The organism is Shewanella psychropiezotolerans (genome assembly GCF_007197555.1).
Taxonomy (GTDB): Bacteria; Pseudomonadota; Gammaproteobacteria; order Enterobacterales; family Shewanellaceae; genus Shewanella; species Shewanella psychropiezotolerans.
On record NZ_CP041614.1, the window covers coordinates 6,048,512 to 6,064,086 of the forward strand.

14 protein-coding genes and 1 pseudogene are annotated in these 15,575 nt (G+C 47.9%); 14 read left to right on the forward strand and 1 reads right to left on the reverse strand.

The features are described from left to right. The first annotated feature begins 4 nt into the window (after positions 1-4). The 3 genes from spoT to trmH all read left to right on the forward strand — a co-directional run bounded on the left by spoT (position 5) and on the right by trmH (position 3,315). On the forward strand, positions 5-2,110 hold the full coding sequence (gene spoT, locus FM037_RS26395) for a bifunctional GTP diphosphokinase/guanosine-3',5'-bis pyrophosphate 3'-pyrophosphohydrolase (RefSeq protein ID WP_144048448.1): 2,106 nt from the start codon (positions 5-7) through the stop codon (positions 2,108-2,110). Positions 2,111-2,142: 32 nt separating this feature from the next. Then, the gene (locus tag FM037_RS26400) at positions 2,143-2,526 is read left to right on the forward strand and encodes a RidA family protein (RefSeq protein ID WP_144048449.1); all 384 of its coding nucleotides are present in this window, start codon (positions 2,143-2,145) and stop codon (positions 2,524-2,526) included. Positions 2,527-2,616: 90 nt separating this feature from the next. Then, positions 2,617-3,315: a tRNA (guanosine(18)-2'-O)-methyltransferase TrmH gene (trmH, locus tag FM037_RS26405; RefSeq protein WP_144048450.1), complete on the forward strand. Its 699-nt coding sequence runs from the start codon at positions 2,617-2,619 to the stop codon at positions 3,313-3,315. A 428-nt stretch (positions 3,316-3,743) separates the two neighbouring features. Here the strand turns inward: trmH and FM037_RS26410 are convergent, their stop codons facing one another. Continuing rightward, on the reverse strand, positions 3,744-4,175 hold the full coding sequence (locus tag FM037_RS26410; protein ID WP_144048451.1) for a bifunctional diaminohydroxyphosphoribosylaminopyrimidine deaminase/5-amino-6-(5-phosphoribosylamino)uracil reductase RibD: 432 nt from the start codon (positions 4,173-4,175) through the stop codon (positions 3,744-3,746). A 123-nt stretch (positions 4,176-4,298) separates the two neighbouring features. On the opposite strand from FM037_RS26410, the gene FM037_RS28710 reads away from it, so the two are divergent. From FM037_RS28710 to FM037_RS26465, 11 genes and pseudogenes are all read left to right on the forward strand, one after another. Beyond that, on the forward strand, positions 4,299-4,454 hold the full coding sequence (locus FM037_RS28710; protein WP_185976919.1) for a hypothetical protein: 156 nt from the start codon (positions 4,299-4,301) through the stop codon (positions 4,452-4,454). Positions 4,455-4,709: 255 nt separating this feature from the next. Then, the gene (locus FM037_RS26415) at positions 4,710-6,368 is read left to right on the forward strand and encodes an AMP-binding protein (protein ID WP_144048452.1); all 1,659 of its coding nucleotides are present in this window, start codon (positions 4,710-4,712) and stop codon (positions 6,366-6,368) included. Positions 6,369-6,557: 189 nt separating this feature from the next. Further along, positions 6,558-7,489, forward strand: a pseudogene (locus tag FM037_RS26420) (calcium/sodium antiporter). 150 nt (positions 7,490-7,639) lie between these two features. Next, complete coding sequence (locus tag FM037_RS26425) at positions 7,640-8,338, forward strand: tetratricopeptide repeat protein (protein ID WP_144048453.1); 699 nt, start codon at positions 7,640-7,642, stop codon at positions 8,336-8,338. Positions 8,339-8,394: 56 nt separating this feature from the next. Further along, the gene (locus tag FM037_RS26430) at positions 8,395-9,492 is read left to right on the forward strand and encodes a sensor histidine kinase (protein ID WP_144048454.1); all 1,098 of its coding nucleotides are present in this window, start codon (positions 8,395-8,397) and stop codon (positions 9,490-9,492) included. Positions 9,493-9,506: 14 nt separating this feature from the next. After that, entirely contained in the window at positions 9,507-10,106 is a 600-nt protein-coding gene (locus FM037_RS26435; RefSeq protein ID WP_144048455.1) for a response regulator transcription factor, read from the forward strand. A gap of 117 nt (positions 10,107-10,223) precedes the next feature. Next, on the forward strand, positions 10,224-12,299 hold the full coding sequence (gene recG / locus FM037_RS26440) for an ATP-dependent DNA helicase RecG (RefSeq protein ID WP_144048456.1): 2,076 nt from the start codon (positions 10,224-10,226) through the stop codon (positions 12,297-12,299). 435 nt (positions 12,300-12,734) lie between these two features. Beyond that, positions 12,735-13,592 (forward strand): DUF3014 domain-containing protein, encoded by an 858-nt coding sequence (locus FM037_RS26450; RefSeq protein ID WP_144048458.1) that lies wholly within the window; start codon positions 12,735-12,737, stop codon positions 13,590-13,592. A 226-nt stretch (positions 13,593-13,818) separates the two neighbouring features. Then, positions 13,819-14,535, forward strand: a complete 717-nt coding sequence (locus tag FM037_RS26455; protein ID WP_144048459.1) for a beta-ketoacyl synthase chain length factor — start codon at positions 13,819-13,821, stop codon at positions 14,533-14,535. Further along, a complete protein-coding gene (locus tag FM037_RS26460) occupies positions 14,528-15,334 on the forward strand; it encodes a lysophospholipid acyltransferase family protein (protein WP_144048460.1) in 807 nt (268 codons plus the stop codon). Before FM037_RS26455 ends, FM037_RS26460 begins: the two co-directional genes overlap by 8 nt. Next, a complete protein-coding gene (locus tag FM037_RS26465; RefSeq protein ID WP_144049151.1) occupies positions 15,321-15,575 on the forward strand; it encodes a phosphopantetheine-binding protein in 255 nt (84 codons plus the stop codon). Before FM037_RS26460 ends, FM037_RS26465 begins: the two co-directional genes overlap by 14 nt.

Genomic DNA, 15,575 nt, shown 5'->3' on the forward strand with positions numbered 1-15,575 from the left:
CCACTTGTATCTGTTTGAAGGTCTCAAAGAGTCTGCATCAAGTTATTTAGAACCTGATCAGGTAGCATTACTCAAGCAGGCCTATCAGGTGGCGCGTGATGCCCATGAAGGTCAAATGCGCACAAGTGGTGAACCCTATATCACCCACCCGGTTGCGGTCGCCCGCATCCTGGCCGATATGCGTCTCGATCATGAGACGCTTATGGCCGCCCTCCTGCATGACACCATCGAAGATACCCCGGTCACCAAAGATGAATTGGCTGAAATTTTCAGTGAATCAATCGCCGAACTGGTCGAAGGCGTCTCCAAACTCGATAAGCTAAAATTTCGCGATAAGAAAGAGGCACAAGCCGAAAACTTCCGCAAGATGATGATGGCCATGACTCAAGATATCCGAGTTATCCTCATCAAGTTAGCCGACCGAACTCACAATATGCGCACCCTAGGAGCCTTAAGGCCCGATAAGCGTCGCCGTATTGCGCGGGAAACTCTGGAAATTTATGCTCCTATAGCCAATCGTCTCGGTATCCATAATATCAAGATAGAGCTGGAAGACTTAGGCTTCCAGGCATACTACCCTATGCGCTATCGCGTATTGAAAGAGGTAGTAAAAGCCGCTCGAGGTAACCGCAAAGAGTTAATCCAAAGCATAGAAGCCGCGGTACGTACTCGCCTCGAAGATACCAAGATCCCAGGTACCGTCAACGGTCGCGAGAAAAACCTCTACTCCATCTACAATAAGATGCGGAATAAAGAGCTTCAATTTCAGGAAGTCATGGATATCTATGCTTTTCGCATCGTCGTCGATTCCATAGATACCTGCTACCGAGTCATGGGTGCCATGCATGGCCTTTACAAGCCTCGCCCGGGCCGTTTCAAAGATTATATCGCCATTCCAAAGGCCAATGGCTATCAGTCATTGCATACCTCGCTATTTGGCCCACATGGTGTACCGGTCGAAATACAAATACGTACCGAAGATATGGATCAGATGGCGGATAAAGGAGTTGCTGCTCACTGGATCTATAAGAAAGGCAACTCGGCGCAGCCAGGCACGACGAGCCAAGTTCGTGCCCGCAAGTGGATGCAGAGTCTGCTCGAACTGCAGCAGAGCGCCAGCACCTCATTCGAATTTGTGGAAAATTTCAAGACCGAGCTCTTCCCGGAAGAGATCTACGTATTTACCCCTGAAGGTCGTATCCTCGAGCTTCCTGTTGGGGCTACCCCGGTCGATTTTGCCTATGAAGTTCATACCGATGTGGGTAACACCTGTGTCGGCGCTCGCGTTAACCGTCAAGCCTACCCCTTGAGTCAGCCGCTGATCTCGGGGCAAACGATCGAGATCATCACCGCCAAAGGTGCGAGGCCAAATGCGGCCTGGCTAAACTTCGTGGTGACCGGCAAGGCACGCGCTAAGATCCGTCAGCTACTCAAGAGCCTCACCGAAGACGGCGCGATTATCTTAGGTAAACGTCTACTCAATCATGCATTAGGCGAAACCAAATTAGACTCGATCGATCCACAGCAGATCGATAAAGTCGTAAACGACACTAAACATAATACCTTAGATGAATTGCTGGCCGATATCGGCCTGGGCAATGCGATGAGCATAGTGATCGCGCAGAGGTTAGTGGGCGATAAAGTCGTACCTCAGGAACATAATGATTCCCACATGATGCCTATTCGTGGCGCCGAGGGCATGCTTGTCACCTTCGCCAACTGTTGTCGCCCCATTCCGGGTGATGCGGTTATTGCCCACGTAAGTCCTGGAAAAGGCCTGGTCGTTCATATGGAAAGCTGTGCCAATATCCGTGGCTATCAAGGTGAACCAGACAAATATATCCCGGTTCAATGGGATAATGCCGAAGGCGTCGAGTTCCAGGCGAATCTGCGGGTAGAGATAGTGAATCACCAAGGTGCACTGGCTAAGATCACCTCGATTGTCGCCGGAGAAGGTGCCAATATTCACAGCCTGAGTACCGAAGAGCGTGATGGAAGAGTCTTCCTGATCAACCTGCGAATCTCAGTAAAGGACCGAATTCATCTAGCAAACGTGATGCGACGTATCAGGGTACTGCCCGAAGTACTTAGAACATCCCGTAATCGATAGTTAACTCATCAAGACTAATTAGAGAGAGCGTTATGGCAGAAAAAATCATCATAGCAACCGATAAAGCACCACAGGCGATCGGCACCTATTCTCAGGCTGTTAAAGTGGGTAGCACAGTCTACCTTTCTGGTCAGATCCCATTAGATCCAAAGACTATGCAGATGGTTAGCGATGAATTTGAAGCTCAAGTCGTGCAAGTCTTCGACAACTTGACTGCGGTCTGTGAAGCGGCCGGTGGCTCTCTGAGTGATATCGTAAAGCTTAATATTTTTATGACAGATCTAAGCAACTTCGCCACGGTCAACGAGATCATGGAGCGTTATTTCTCTCAGCCTTACCCGGCTCGTGCGGCTATCGGGGTTAAACAGTTACCGAAAGACTCACTTGTGGAGATGGATGGAGTGATGGAAGTTTAATCCCTTTCTATTCTCGATCAGGGCGCTTCGGCGCCCTTTTGTTTTCCTTGCATAAATGCATATACAGCTACAGATTTAAGAAGTAACACCATGAGCCCAGAACGTTTAGCACGTATCAATGAAATGTTGGATAACCGTCAGCCAGATCTCACCCTATGCTTGGATAAGGTTCATAAGACCAACAACATAGCAGCCGTGATCCGCACCGCAGATGCCGTAGGTATTCATCAAATTCATGCGGTATGGCCAGATATAGAGATGCGTGTCTCGGGTAATACCGCTTCCGGTAGCCAACAATGGGTGAAAACGATTAAGCACTATCATATGCATGATGCCGAAGCTGCGTTTCGCGCTCAGGGCATGCAAATATTAGCCACCAACTTCTCGGAAGATGCCGTCGATTTTCGTGACATAGATTATACCCGCCCCACCGCCATCATCTTAGGCAATGAACATGATGGTGTGAGCCCCGAAGGCATAGCGGCAGCGGATCAGCATATTATTATTCCCATGATAGGCATGGTGCAATCACTCAATGTCTCGGTAGCATCTGCACTCATCATGTATGAGGCCCAGCGCCAACGACAAGCCGCTGACATGTACGGCAGTCGCAAGCTAGATGATGACTACTGTCAGATAAAGCTATTTGAACAAGGCCACCCCATCTACGCCAAGGCTTGCAAACGCAAGAACATTCCCTATCCCGGCGTCAATGATCTGGGACAAATCGTCGCCGATGAAATCTGGTGGACAAAAATGCGTTCTCCGGAATTTCATTCAGCTGTTTGAGCTGTTCCAAACTAAAAAACTAGCTCACTTGTCGGATAACAAGGTTGCTTAAATATCTTTTAGGGTTGGGTTCATTGGGCTGAATGGGTACTTGCTACTATGCTAAGTACCATAGCTTCATGTTTACCTATCACCTGCCGTGGGCGCATGTGCAACCACTTCTGTGACTCGCCGCAAGTACTCTGACCTCCATGGACGGAGGAAATGCCAAATTTTGTATGGAACAAAATTGGCCCTGTGGGCTCTGCCGTGACAAACAACCTCCATGTTTAAAAGCCAGTTCAGCATCCTTGCCTCTCGTTCGAAGAGCTTCACTAAGTGAAGCCTCACCCTGAAACGGAAGGTCACAGCCGCGTTCACACCTGAGTATTTATTTCTTCGATTTTAGTTCTACTGGCTTGTGACTCACTTCAGGACAGAAAGGTTAGTTATGACTTTCCAAGATAAGGAGAGAGAAATTCACTAACCTCTTTAGAAGCAACACCAATATCGACTTTTATGCCTTCCTTTTCTAGCGTTTGAATACCCTTTCCATTATTCCTAAGATCAGGGTCTAAAATGGCAACTACAACTCTCTTAATACCTGATTTTACAAGAGTAGAAGCGCATGCGGGAGTTCTACCAACAAATGAGCAAGGTTCAAGAGTAACGTATGCAGTCACTCGCTCCATAGAGCCATCATAAACACTGAGAGCTTCGATCTCAGCATGGTTGTCACCAATTTTCTGTGTATAACCTTCGGCAATTATTTGTTCATCGAGAACTAGCACGCAGCCTACAGGGGGGTTAGGTTGGCATTCAGGCAAAGCTGTCCGAGATATCTTCAATGCTCGAAGCATAAATTTCTTATCTAGATCCATCTTAATAATCCTTTTAAACTTTTGCCATACATTAACAAATGTATGGCAAAAGTGATGTAGAAAGATAATCTTACTGGCGAAGATAACAAGGAAAGGGGCTGACATGAGTTACGAAACCTAGTAATGAAGCTAAATCGAAGAGACCCCATTCTTGTAGAGCAGCCAGGTGTAGATGCGGCTGCGAGCTTCGATTTCAGGGATGAAATCGCAGAGCGTATAGGGATATATTCACAGCGTCTCGCAGAAGCATCTGCACAATCCTCGCCGGACAGGCGTTAGGTTACAATGAAGGATCGACCTTCAAACTACTACTCAATACCAACTCAGCCAGAAGCTAAAACAGAAAATGTCATCAGCCTTCATTCCAAGGCTAGCCCGATTTTGTATCGATTCATCTCACAGTTATTCAAACCATTTGTCATAGATCACAATTTTCGCCATACTCAAATTAATACCAACAGCAAACACAAGCCTTATAAAAACAAATGTTTGCCGATTGGAATGGAATTAACAATCACAAGTATGGAGTTGCCGATGGAATCACAGATCAAAACACCTGTAGAGATGCTCGACCACTGGGTCGACACACTCGGTGACTCGACCTACCTGAGACAACCGATCAATGGTCAATACCAAGATTTTAGCTGGCGCGAAGTACAGCAGAAGATGCAGCAGCTCGCCGGTGCGCTGAGACACTTAGGCCTAAAATCAGGTGATAAAATCGCCGTGCTCTCTAAAAACTGTGCCGAATGGTTTATCACCGATCTTGCCCTGATGCATGGCGGCTATATCAGTGTGCCCATCTACCCAACTGCCAACGCAGATACCATACGTTACGTGTTGGAGCACAGCGAAGCCAAGGCAATCATTATTGGTAAGCTAGATTACTGGGCCGACCAGGAAGCTGGGGTTGGCGGTGATATCTTAAGAATGGCCATGCCCTACGACACTATGCCGGCTCAATATAAGTGGGAAGGCTTACTTCAACTTGGTGAGCCCCTGTTAGATGCCCCATTTGCCACCCCAGAGCAGATAATGACGTTGATCTATACTTCAGGTTCCACCGGCAAGCCTAAGGGGGCTATTCAGACCTTCGCCAGCTATGCTTGGACCTGTAAGGCGGTGGTAAGAGATCTTAAGACAGGTGTCGACGACAGATTAATCTCTTACCTGCCTCTGGCCCACATCACCGAACGTGTGGCGATGGAAGGCTCCTCATTCTATTCCGGCAGCAGCGTCGCCTTCGTCGAGAGTCTGGATAGTTTCGTTACCGATGTTCAACGTGCCAGACCTACGGTATTTTTCTCAGTCCCCAGACTCTGGAGCCTGTTCCAACAAAATATTATCGGCAAGATAGGCAACAGTAAGCTGAACTTCCTCCTGAAAATTCCTATTATTAACGGCATCATTAAGAAGAAGATCCATTCAGGCTTAGGCCTGGAACATTGTCGCCTGCTGGGATCGGGCTCAGCGCCTATTCCACCATCACTCATACACTGGTATCACAGCATAGGTCTCAATATCAGTGAAGCCTGGGGAATGACAGAAAATAGCGCCTACTCCATTATCAACTATCCCTTCGATGCCAGAAAAATAGGCACAGTCGGCCGCGCCGTCGAAGGTTGTCAACTCAAACAAACCGACAGCGGCGAGCTCTTGGTTAAAAGCCCGGGCTTGATGACTGGTTACTATAAGCAAGATGAGCTGACCGCCGCCTCATTCGATGAAGAAGGCTACTTTCTTACCGGGGATCTCTGCTCCATCGACAGCGATGGCTGCGTGTCAATTACCGGTAGAGTCAAAGATAACTTTAAGACTTCTAAGGGTAAATATGTTGCCCCCGTGCCCATCGAGCGTAAGCTGGCACAAGATCCCCATATTGAACTGCTTTGTGTCATAGGTTCAGGCCTGCCCCACCCGATTGCCTTGGTGCAACTATCTGAAGGCGCCTCCCTGCAACCAAGAGAAGAGGTTCGTAGCTCACTTAAGGCAACGCTGGACACTATCAACCCCAATCTTGAATCCCATGAGACTGTAGATGCCATCATAGTCGTCAAGGATGCCTGGGATGTCGATAACGATGTGCTGACTCCGACACTGAAAATTAAGCGTCATGTACTGGAAAAAAGATTCACTGACAGGGTCGACGGCATACGTGGCGGCAAGATACGCTGGGAAGATGAAATAGACTAATTCTGACCATTTTCACTGCTTAATACAAAATAATAGAGAAGCACGCGTCCAGCGTGCTTTTACATTTAAGGTCCCAATCTGAAACCTATAGAAACATTAATGACATAATATGACGTTAATGTTTGCCTTATGGTGAAAAAACTTTAAGCTAGCTAATCGAAAATTTACCACAGGATAATTGGAACTAAGATGTTAATCGCTCTCTATATCATAGGTGGCTTCGTGATCCTCACCTTAGGTGCCGAAGCTTTAGTGCGGGGCGCCAGCGCTATCGCCCTCAGACTAGGTATTGCACCTCTGATTATCGGCCTTACCATAGTCGCCTTCGGTACCAGTGCCCCGAACTAGCCGTGAGTTTAAAATCTGCCCTGGCTGGCAATAGCGGCATAGCCTTAGGTAATGTCATCGGCTCTAACATCGCCAACATAGGACTCATCTTGGCAATCACTGCCCTTATACGTCCAATCCAGGTGAAGTCACAGATGGTCAAGCGTGATATCCCCATCATGATCGCTGCCTCTATGCTCTTCTGGGGCTTACTCGTCGATGGCGAGCTCAGCTTCTGGGATGGCGCCCTGCTCTTCAGCTTATTAGTCGGCTATCTCAGCTTCAGCTATATCAGCTCACGCAATGGTGGTGACAGCGAAGAGATAGATGATAGCCCACAAAAACCTATGCTTTCTGTGTTGTTTATTATCATAGGGATCGCCATGCTCGTCAGCGGCGGAATACTCTTCGTCGATGGTGCTGTCGATCTCGCCAGGACATTTGGGATCAGTGAAGTCATCATAGGGTTAACCATAGTCGCCATAGGCACCAGCATGCCTGAGCTAGTCACTTCTATTGTGGCCGCGCGTAAAGGAGAGAGTGACATAGCCATAGGTAACATAGTCGGATCTAATCTGTTCAATATATTGGGTATCTTAGGTGTAACCGCTCTGGTTCATCCTATTGCCTCCGCCGGTATTCAAGACTTCGATTTTATCGTCATGTTGGCGCTATCCCTGCTTTTGCTGCCCTTCGCCTGGACAGGATTCAGAATAGGCCGCCGCGAAGGTGCCATACTGCTAATCGCTTACCTCAGCTATATGGGCTATCTAATCGTTCAAGCCTCAGCCTAATATTCAACTCATCTATACCCTGAGAATAAGATCATGATGACAATTGTCATCATGATCTTATGACTTTTGTGCCTGCAAGTTACCTGCAATCTCTCTGATACTAGTCCTGTACCCAATACAGGGACTTTATTCATTCTCAAGGAGATCATCATGAAAACTATCTTACTATTAGGCAGCCTTAGCGGCATGTTGGCACTCTGTAGCCAAATGGTTATGGCCACCGATATCGAACAGATCGATGTCGCAGCTAACAGGATGAATCTAGAGCAGCTACAAACCTTAAGTCAGCAAAGCCAAGATTATGTTCAAGCATATGCAAATTACCGCCTCGCTATCAGCGCCAACGTACTCGGCCAACCAGTACTTGCTAGTACAGCATTAAACAGTGCTCAATCAGGTCTTGAAGCATTAAATCAAGTCTCATCCAATGCTGAAAACCTCGCCCTGCTTGCATCCGTTTACGGCATGCAGATAGGCTTCAACCCAATGAAAGCCAGTGTCTATGGTGCTAAAGTTGGCCTAGCACTTTCCCAAGCTCAAACACTAGAGCCCGATAACCCTAGAGTGGTGCTCACCGAAGCAATATCGACCTTTAATACGCCGGCAGCCTATGGTGGCAGCATGGAAAATGCTATTAGCTTAAGCAGTAAGGCTATTGATCTCTTTGCGAATCCTTGCGATAACATCTGTTGGGGTCACGCCGAGGCGTATACTTGGCGAGGGCTGGCAAAACAGAGTAGCGGAGATAGACAAGGTGCGATAGACGATTGGCACGAAGCGGTTAATGTACAGCCTGATTACGGCTGGGCTCACTTCTTACTCAAGCAAGACAAGAATGCAAGTCAGTAACCCAAATAAAGCTGCTTAGTGATGAGCTGAGCGGCCTTATCTCAAAGGAAAGAGTTATGAATAACCTTAATGCTATCGTCGATTCAGAGAAGCGTTCACCAGAGGATAAACTCGCCTGGGTTTATCTGGTAAACCTAGTCTTCTATCTAATCCCTCTGTTCATAGGTGACAAGCCTATATGGCAAATAGCCATAAGCCTGCTAACTCTGGTCCCCTTCATTTATTGTTATTTCCGGGCATATCGTAGCCCGAAAGATAAAGCTATCTATCCCATTCTAGCCATGATAATTCTGGGCATAGCGATTACTCCGATCAATACCGGCTCCCTTTCTCTATTCACATTCGCCGGCTTCTTCATCGGTTTCTACTATTCACTGAGAACGGCTTTTATCAGTCTGATAGGCTTTGTGGCACTGCTTGCTACGCTCACATTTTTACTGGAAATAAATCATTATTACTTTATCAGTTACGGTGGACTACTGATCGCCGGAGTGGGCTTATTCGGCGTCGCCGAGCAAAAGCGTGTCGAAGCTCATTGTCGAGCACAAAAGAGTAAAGCCGAAATCAGTCAGCTGGCCACCATGTTGGAGCGAGAGCGTATCGCAAGAGATCTCCATGACATCATGGGTCACAACCTATCCAGCATCTCCTTGAAGGCAGAGTTGGCCGCAAAGCTCTTAGACAAAAATCAGATTGAGCAAGCCAAGGTGCAGCTAAGAGAACTAAACGAAATAGCCAGAGATAGCTTGAGTCAGGTACGGCAAACCGTCTCAGGCTACAAACATAAAGGCTTGAGTTCCAGCGTAATGCACCTCTGCCAAACTTTGCGAGACAAGGGATTAAGTGTGAGTCTGGAGGGAGATATTCCCCAGCTCAATTCTAAACTTGAAACTCAAGTTATTTTAAGTCTCACAGAGCTTTGCAATAATGTGATCCGCCATAGTCGGGCCGATCATTGCAGCCTTACTTTTGACAGATCTGCAGACCAGCTCACCATAAGCATCACAGATAACGGTAAAGCAGCAAAAATTGTCGAAGGTAATGGTTTGAAAGGCATAAGAGAGCGCTTGAAAGACGTTCAGGGGAAGTTAGATTACATGGTGGATCAGCAAAGTAGATTCACCATCACGCTCCCACCTCAGCAAGCATCATAAGGAGTCACTCGGGGATGAAAATTTTATTGGCAGAAGATCAGGCCATGGTCAGGGGCGCACTGGCTGCACTCTTGAGCTTAGATGGTGAATTTGAAATCACTCAAGCGTGTGACGGAAATGAAGCCCTATCTCTACTCAAAGCCAACCGCTATGATCTTCTGCTAACCGATATTGAAATGCCGGGATTAACCGGGCTGGAACTGGCCAAATGGTGCCAGCAGCAAGAACCCGTAATTAAAGTGATCATTCTCACCACGTTCGGCAGAGCCGGTTACATTAAACGCGCTATAGAATCTGGTGCCGGAGGCTTCTTACTCAAGGATGCCCCCTCTGACAGCCTTATTCATGCAATAAAACAGGTGATGGCTGGTAAGCGGGTCATCGACCCTGAACTGGCTATCATGGCCATAGGAGATGAAATTGATCCCCTCAATGACAAAGAGCGCCGTGCACTTCGTCTAGCCGCAGAGGGAAAAACAACCGCCGAGATAGCCACCAGCCTCTTCATCGCCGAGGGCACTGTGCGTAATTACCTCTCGGAGGCCATCGGCAAGCTCAACGCCACGAACAGAATCGATGCCGCCCGGATCGCGAGGCAGAAGGGCTGGCTGTAAAGGGTTAAATCGGCCCTAACATTGCCATCATGGGTTTATCTGATAGTATATGTATATAAATACAGTGTTTGAGTGTTTCGCTCAGATAACATTCAACTGATAAAATGGGTAGCGGGCGTGAAGAGACTCGATCTTGTTCCTGTCACAGATCTTAAGGGCGTTGCCAAGAAGATGGCCGAACGTCTGGCTAAGCTCGGCATCATCACGGTACAAGATCTACTATTCCACCTACCACTAAGATATGAAGACCGTACTCAGATATACCCAATAGCCTCACTCTATCCAGGCAGTTACGGCACCATAGAAGCCGTGATCCAGTCCAGTCAGATCATCCAGGGGCGTAAGCGCATGATGACCTGTACAGTACGAGATGACACTGGCTACTTAACCCTCAGGTTTTTTAATTTTTCTGTGGCGCAGAAGAATGGCTTAGTCAATGGTACAAGCATCAGGGCCTATGGTGAGATACGTCGCGGCAAACATCAGGCCGAGATCATTCACCCTGAATACAAGCTGATTCACGAAGATGCCGATCTGGTGATGAGTGAAACGCTGACGCCTGTGTACCCGACAACCGAAGGCTTAAAGCAGGCAAGTTGGATAAAACTGACAGACCAAGCCTTAGCCATGCTCGACGAGGGCGGTTTGCAGGAACTACTCCCACCTCAGCTGCAACCGAACAATCTGAGTCTCAATGCGGCCTTACAGCTATTACATAGACCCAATAACCAGGTTTCCCTGTTCGATCTGGAACAAGGTCACCACCCGGCGCAGCTACGCTTGATCCAAGAGGAACTTCTGGCCCATAACCTGAGCATGCTCAAGTTACGTCAACGCAGCAATCGCGACCATGCTGTGAGCCTGGTCGCAACGGGCAAACTACTCAACCCTTTCCTGAAGGCACTGCCATTTAACCCCACTGGGGCGCAACAAAGAGTCGGCGTTGAAATCTGCAGCGATCTCGAAAAAAACTCACCTATGATGCGCCTGGTTCAGGGGGATGTTGGCTCGGGGAAGACGTTAGTGGCAGCCTTAGCGGCATTACAAGCCATAGAAAATGGCTATCAGGTAGCTATGATGGCCCCTACTGAATTGTTAGCCGAGCAACACGCCGATAACTTCGCTCTCTGGTTTGAACCTCTCGGGCTAAAAGTCGGCTGGCTAGCCGGTAAAATAAAGGGCAAGGCCAGAGCACAATCTTTACAAGATATTGAGTCCGGTGCGGCTAATATCGTTATCGGCACCCATGCCATATTCCAGGAGCAAGTAGTCTTCAACAATCTTGCCCTGATCATTATCGATGAACAACATAGATTCGGCGTTCATCAGCGACTTGGCTTACGAGAGAAAGGCATCAGCCAGGGCTTCCACCCTCATCAGCTGATCATGACCGCCACGCCGATTCCACGCACCTTGGCCATGACCGCCTATGCCGATCTCGATACTTCAGTGATCGACGAGCTGCCGCCCGGGCGAACTCCGGTGACAACCGTAGCCGTTGCCGATATGAGGCGCGATGAAGTAATAGAGAGAGTTCGCCATGCCGCCACCCATGATGGCAGGCAGACCTACTGGGTATGCACCTTGATCGAAGAGTCCGAAGCTCTGGAATGTCAGGCGGCAGAAGATACCGCCGCAGAGCTGACATTAGCACTACCCGAACTCAAGATTGGCTTGATCCATGGGCGCATGAAGTCCGCCGAGAAACAGGCCATTATGGCCGAGTTCAAATCTGGCGAATTGAACCTTCTGGTTGCCACCACAGTCATAGAAGTGGGAGTCGATGTTCCTAATGCCAGCCTGATGATCATAGAAAACCCGGAACGTTTAGGCCTGGCTCAATTGCATCAACTCAGGGGACGAGTCGGGCGAGGCGCCGTCGCCAGTCACTGCGTACTCATGTATAAGGCCCCCTTGTCACCGACGGCAACCAAGCGATTGGGGGTACTTAGGAGTAGCAACGATGGCTTCATCATAGCCCAGAAGGATCTGGAAATAAGAGGCCCAGGCGAAGTATTAGGTACCAAGCAGACTGGCATTGCCGATATGAAAATTGCCGATCTGGTTCGAGACCAGGCGCTGATCCCCCACATTCAGAAGCTAGCCGTGCATATCATGGAGCAGGTCCCGGATAATGTCGATGGCATAGTGCAACGTTGGCTAGGTGATCGAGAGCAGTACGTTCAAGCTTAGAGAACAGGCATAAATCCGTTAATTTTTATTCGATTAATTATTCTTTAATTCGGCCAATACCTATAGACATGGCCGCTAAATTTTGCAAAATGGAGAAGCCCTCTTTTTGGTACTCCACCTTATACCATTCCGAGTAAGTATCTGATCATTCAGCGGGAGTTCAAAGCGCTGTAGGCAAGGCGGATGTTTGAAGCTAATAGTTATTCTATATCGAGAACATTCAACGTAGCATAAAGGGCTTTGAAACCCGCACTGCGTGAGGCTCTCAATGTTTCCACTTCTGTGTTGCATTGACTTAAAAGGGAATAACCATTTCCTCATCAATGCGCCTTGAATTGAAAAAACTGAGAGTCTCTGAACTGACCAGATACTTATATGGAATGGTATTAGAACCGTCACCTCCTGTAACCGAGTCCTATTTATAAAAGGTATTACATGCAAGTCAATCAAGAAGATAGAATCGCGCCACAAGAGAAGTCAGCGAATACCAATACCTTAGCCATTGTTGCCGTTGCGGTTGCTGCGATCATTGCAGGAGGTGCCTATTATTACTTCCAAGCCGGTGAACCTGAGCCTGTGCCGCAGCCTCTTGAAATAGCAGACATCATTGAAAAGCCCCTGGTAACGGTTGCTGATATTCCGGAACCTGTGATCGAAGAGATAGTAGAAACTGAAGTCATTGAAGTAGAACCTCAAGTTCAAGTGGAGCCTCTGCCAACGTTAAGTAACAGCGATGGCTATGTACATAAAAAAACGGTAGAAATTGCCGATGGCATGAAGATCGAGCCTCTGTTAGTCGAGAAAGATCTGGTCAGACATTTCGTGGTCTTCGTCGATAACTTAGCCCAAGGTGAACTGGCACGAAAAGTGAGCCCACTGAAGGCACCCGACAGAATCTTCACCGTTTCTGACATAACCAACAAGACCTATCTTAATCCCGATAGCTATCACAGATATGATCTGTACGCCAATTTCGTCGCCAACCTGGATGAACAGCAACTCGCAGCGACCTACAAGGAGTTAACGCCTTTGCTGGGAGAGGCATTCCAGGAGTTAGGCTATGGTGAGATGAGCTTCAATCAGAGGTTACTACAGGCGATCGACATCATGCTGGCGGCACCTGTCATAGAGCAGCCCATTGAGTTAGATGGTGTCAGCGTAAACTATCAATTTGTCGACCCTCAGCTCGAAGCACTACCCAACGCTCAGAAACTCCTGGTCCGCATGGGTCCGGAAAACACTAAGAAAGTGAAAGCGGCGCTGCGTAAGCTGAAAAAGTATTTAGCAGGCTAACCCTAACAAACTGACCCGCGGCTCTGACTGCGGGTTTTAACACTTCAGACTACACAAGTGTATACATATCAACAACACCTGTATCTCAAAACACTTCATCATCCCAGTTAATCTAGTGTAGAATAACGCCAAAATGACAATTAACTGGCTCGGGAACTGACTAGGTCATCCCTTGATTTAACTGGTTATATTCTCAATCTTTATTAGTAGTGTCAGAGGCATTCCGTTGCAGTTAAGGTTTAATATTTGTTCTTGGGGAGCCTGGTCCCCCCGATATCAGCAACCCCAAGATTGGCAGCATTGGCAAAGTTCCGATGATCACCAAAGCTCCTCTGTGCCTGATGCACCTAAATTAGCTCAAGTCCCTGCGATGAAGCGACGACGCTATAGCGCCTTGACTAAGATGCAACTCGAGGCCGCATTTCAGGCCGATGCAGCTAATTCATGCCGCACAATTTTTGCCTCCAGGCACGGAGAGTTACATCGCACCATAGGCTTACTGGATAACATAGTAGAAGAAGAACCTCTTTCTCCGACGGCCTTTAGCCAATCAGTGCACAACACAGCAAGCGGTATTTACAGTATTCTTACGGATAATCGAGCACCATCGACTTCTATCGCCGCAGGTGAAGAAAGCTTGCCACAGGCGCTTATCGAAGCATATGCTCAACTCTATGAAGATTCAACGCCGGTATTACTCGTCTTCGGCGATCAGCCTGTGCCTGACATATACACACATTTTGTTGATGAAATTGGCCTTCCCCTCTCTCTCGCCTTAGTTCTCAAGCGATACGATGAGACATGTGCAAAACCGCAATTAACGCTCAGTCAGACCCGGGAAGTGAAAAATATTAGTTATGGTGAGCTAGTACACAGTTTGTCTGTTGCCAGGCCTCTAGCCGGTAATTTGGGTAACTATCATTGGCAACTCAGCTTTGACTGACACGCCTGCTGTCAGATTAACAGGATTAGCCTATATTCCCAGATGGATTGGGGGCGTCAGTTGTTATATCACCTTTGGTATCGGCGGATTGCTGAGCTCATTAACCATCTTACCTCTGTTGAGATTCTGGCCAGGCACAGAATTAGAGCGAATCCGCCGTGTACAGAAAACGGTGCACATCATGTTTCGCGGTTTCGTTTATATGCTGAGCTGGACTGGGGTCATCAAGGTTAGTCCTGATAATATAGCGCGTCTCGCCTCGGCTAAAGGAAGAGTGGTGATCGTTAATCATCCCACCCTAGTCGATGTGGTAGTGTTGATAAGCTTGATGCCCAACGCGGGCTGTATCGTTAAACAAGGGATTTGGCGAAACCCTTTCATGCGAGGTGTGGTCGCCTGTGCCGGCTATATCCCCAATCGAGGCGCCGAATTACTACTCGAAGATTGCAGACATGTGCTAAAAAGCGGGACCAATTTAATTATTTTCCCCGAAGGCACACGCACAGTCTTAGGCACCAGCATTAACAACTTTGCCAGAGGCGCCGCCAATATTGCACTGAGAACCAAGACAGATTTATTGCCTGTGGTTCTTCGTACCGATGCACCAGGCTTGAGTAAACAAGAAGCTTGGTATCAAATACCCCGTCGCACCATAGGCATGCGAGTCGAAGTAGGCGAAACCATCGACCATATCAGGTATGATGCGATTGCCGGTGGCGATGCGAAAATGGCACGTCAACTGACACGGGATCTGGAAGATTACTTTAAAACGAACTTAGAAGATGATGAAACTACATAACGAAATAAAACAATTAATCATAGATTGCCTGGATCTCGAAGATGTCACTATCGATGACATCGATACCGAGGCGGCGCTATTCGGTGAAGGCCTGGGACTAGACTCAATCGATGCCCTGGAGCTTGGATTGGCAATCAAGAAGCAATTCGATGTCAAAATCGAAGCCAATTCAGACGCCACTAAGGCACATTTTCATAGCGTGTCGAGTCTGGCCAGCTTTATCGAATCACAGCGAGCTTAG

Bases quoted from the DNA above. Each gene is read 5' to 3' on its own strand.
- FM037_RS26400 (WP_144048449.1), top strand. From the start codon at position 2,143: ATGGCAGAAAAAATCATCATAGCAACCGATAAAGCACCACAGGCGATC.
- FM037_RS26415 (WP_144048452.1), top strand. From the start codon at position 4,710: ATGGAATCACAGATCAAAACACCTGTAGAGATGCTCGACCACTGGGTC.
- FM037_RS26435 (WP_144048455.1), top strand. From the start codon at position 9,507: ATGAAAATTTTATTGGCAGAAGATCAGGCCATGGTCAGGGGCGCACTG.
- FM037_RS26410 (WP_144048451.1), bottom strand. From the start codon at position 4,175: ATGGATCTAGATAAGAAATTTATGCTTCGAGCATTGAAGATATCTCGG.
- trmH (WP_144048450.1), top strand. From the start codon at position 2,617: ATGAGCCCAGAACGTTTAGCACGTATCAATGAAATGTTGGATAACCGT.
- FM037_RS26425 (WP_144048453.1), top strand. From the start codon at position 7,640: ATGAAAACTATCTTACTATTAGGCAGCCTTAGCGGCATGTTGGCACTC.
- FM037_RS26430 (WP_144048454.1), top strand. From the start codon at position 8,395: ATGAATAACCTTAATGCTATCGTCGATTCAGAGAAGCGTTCACCAGAG.
- FM037_RS26450 (WP_144048458.1), top strand. From the start codon at position 12,735: ATGCAAGTCAATCAAGAAGATAGAATCGCGCCACAAGAGAAGTCAGCG.
- FM037_RS26465 (WP_144049151.1), top strand. From the start codon at position 15,321: ATGAAACTACATAACGAAATAAAACAATTAATCATAGATTGCCTGGAT.
- FM037_RS28710 (WP_185976919.1), top strand. From the start codon at position 4,299: ATGAAGCTAAATCGAAGAGACCCCATTCTTGTAGAGCAGCCAGGTGTA.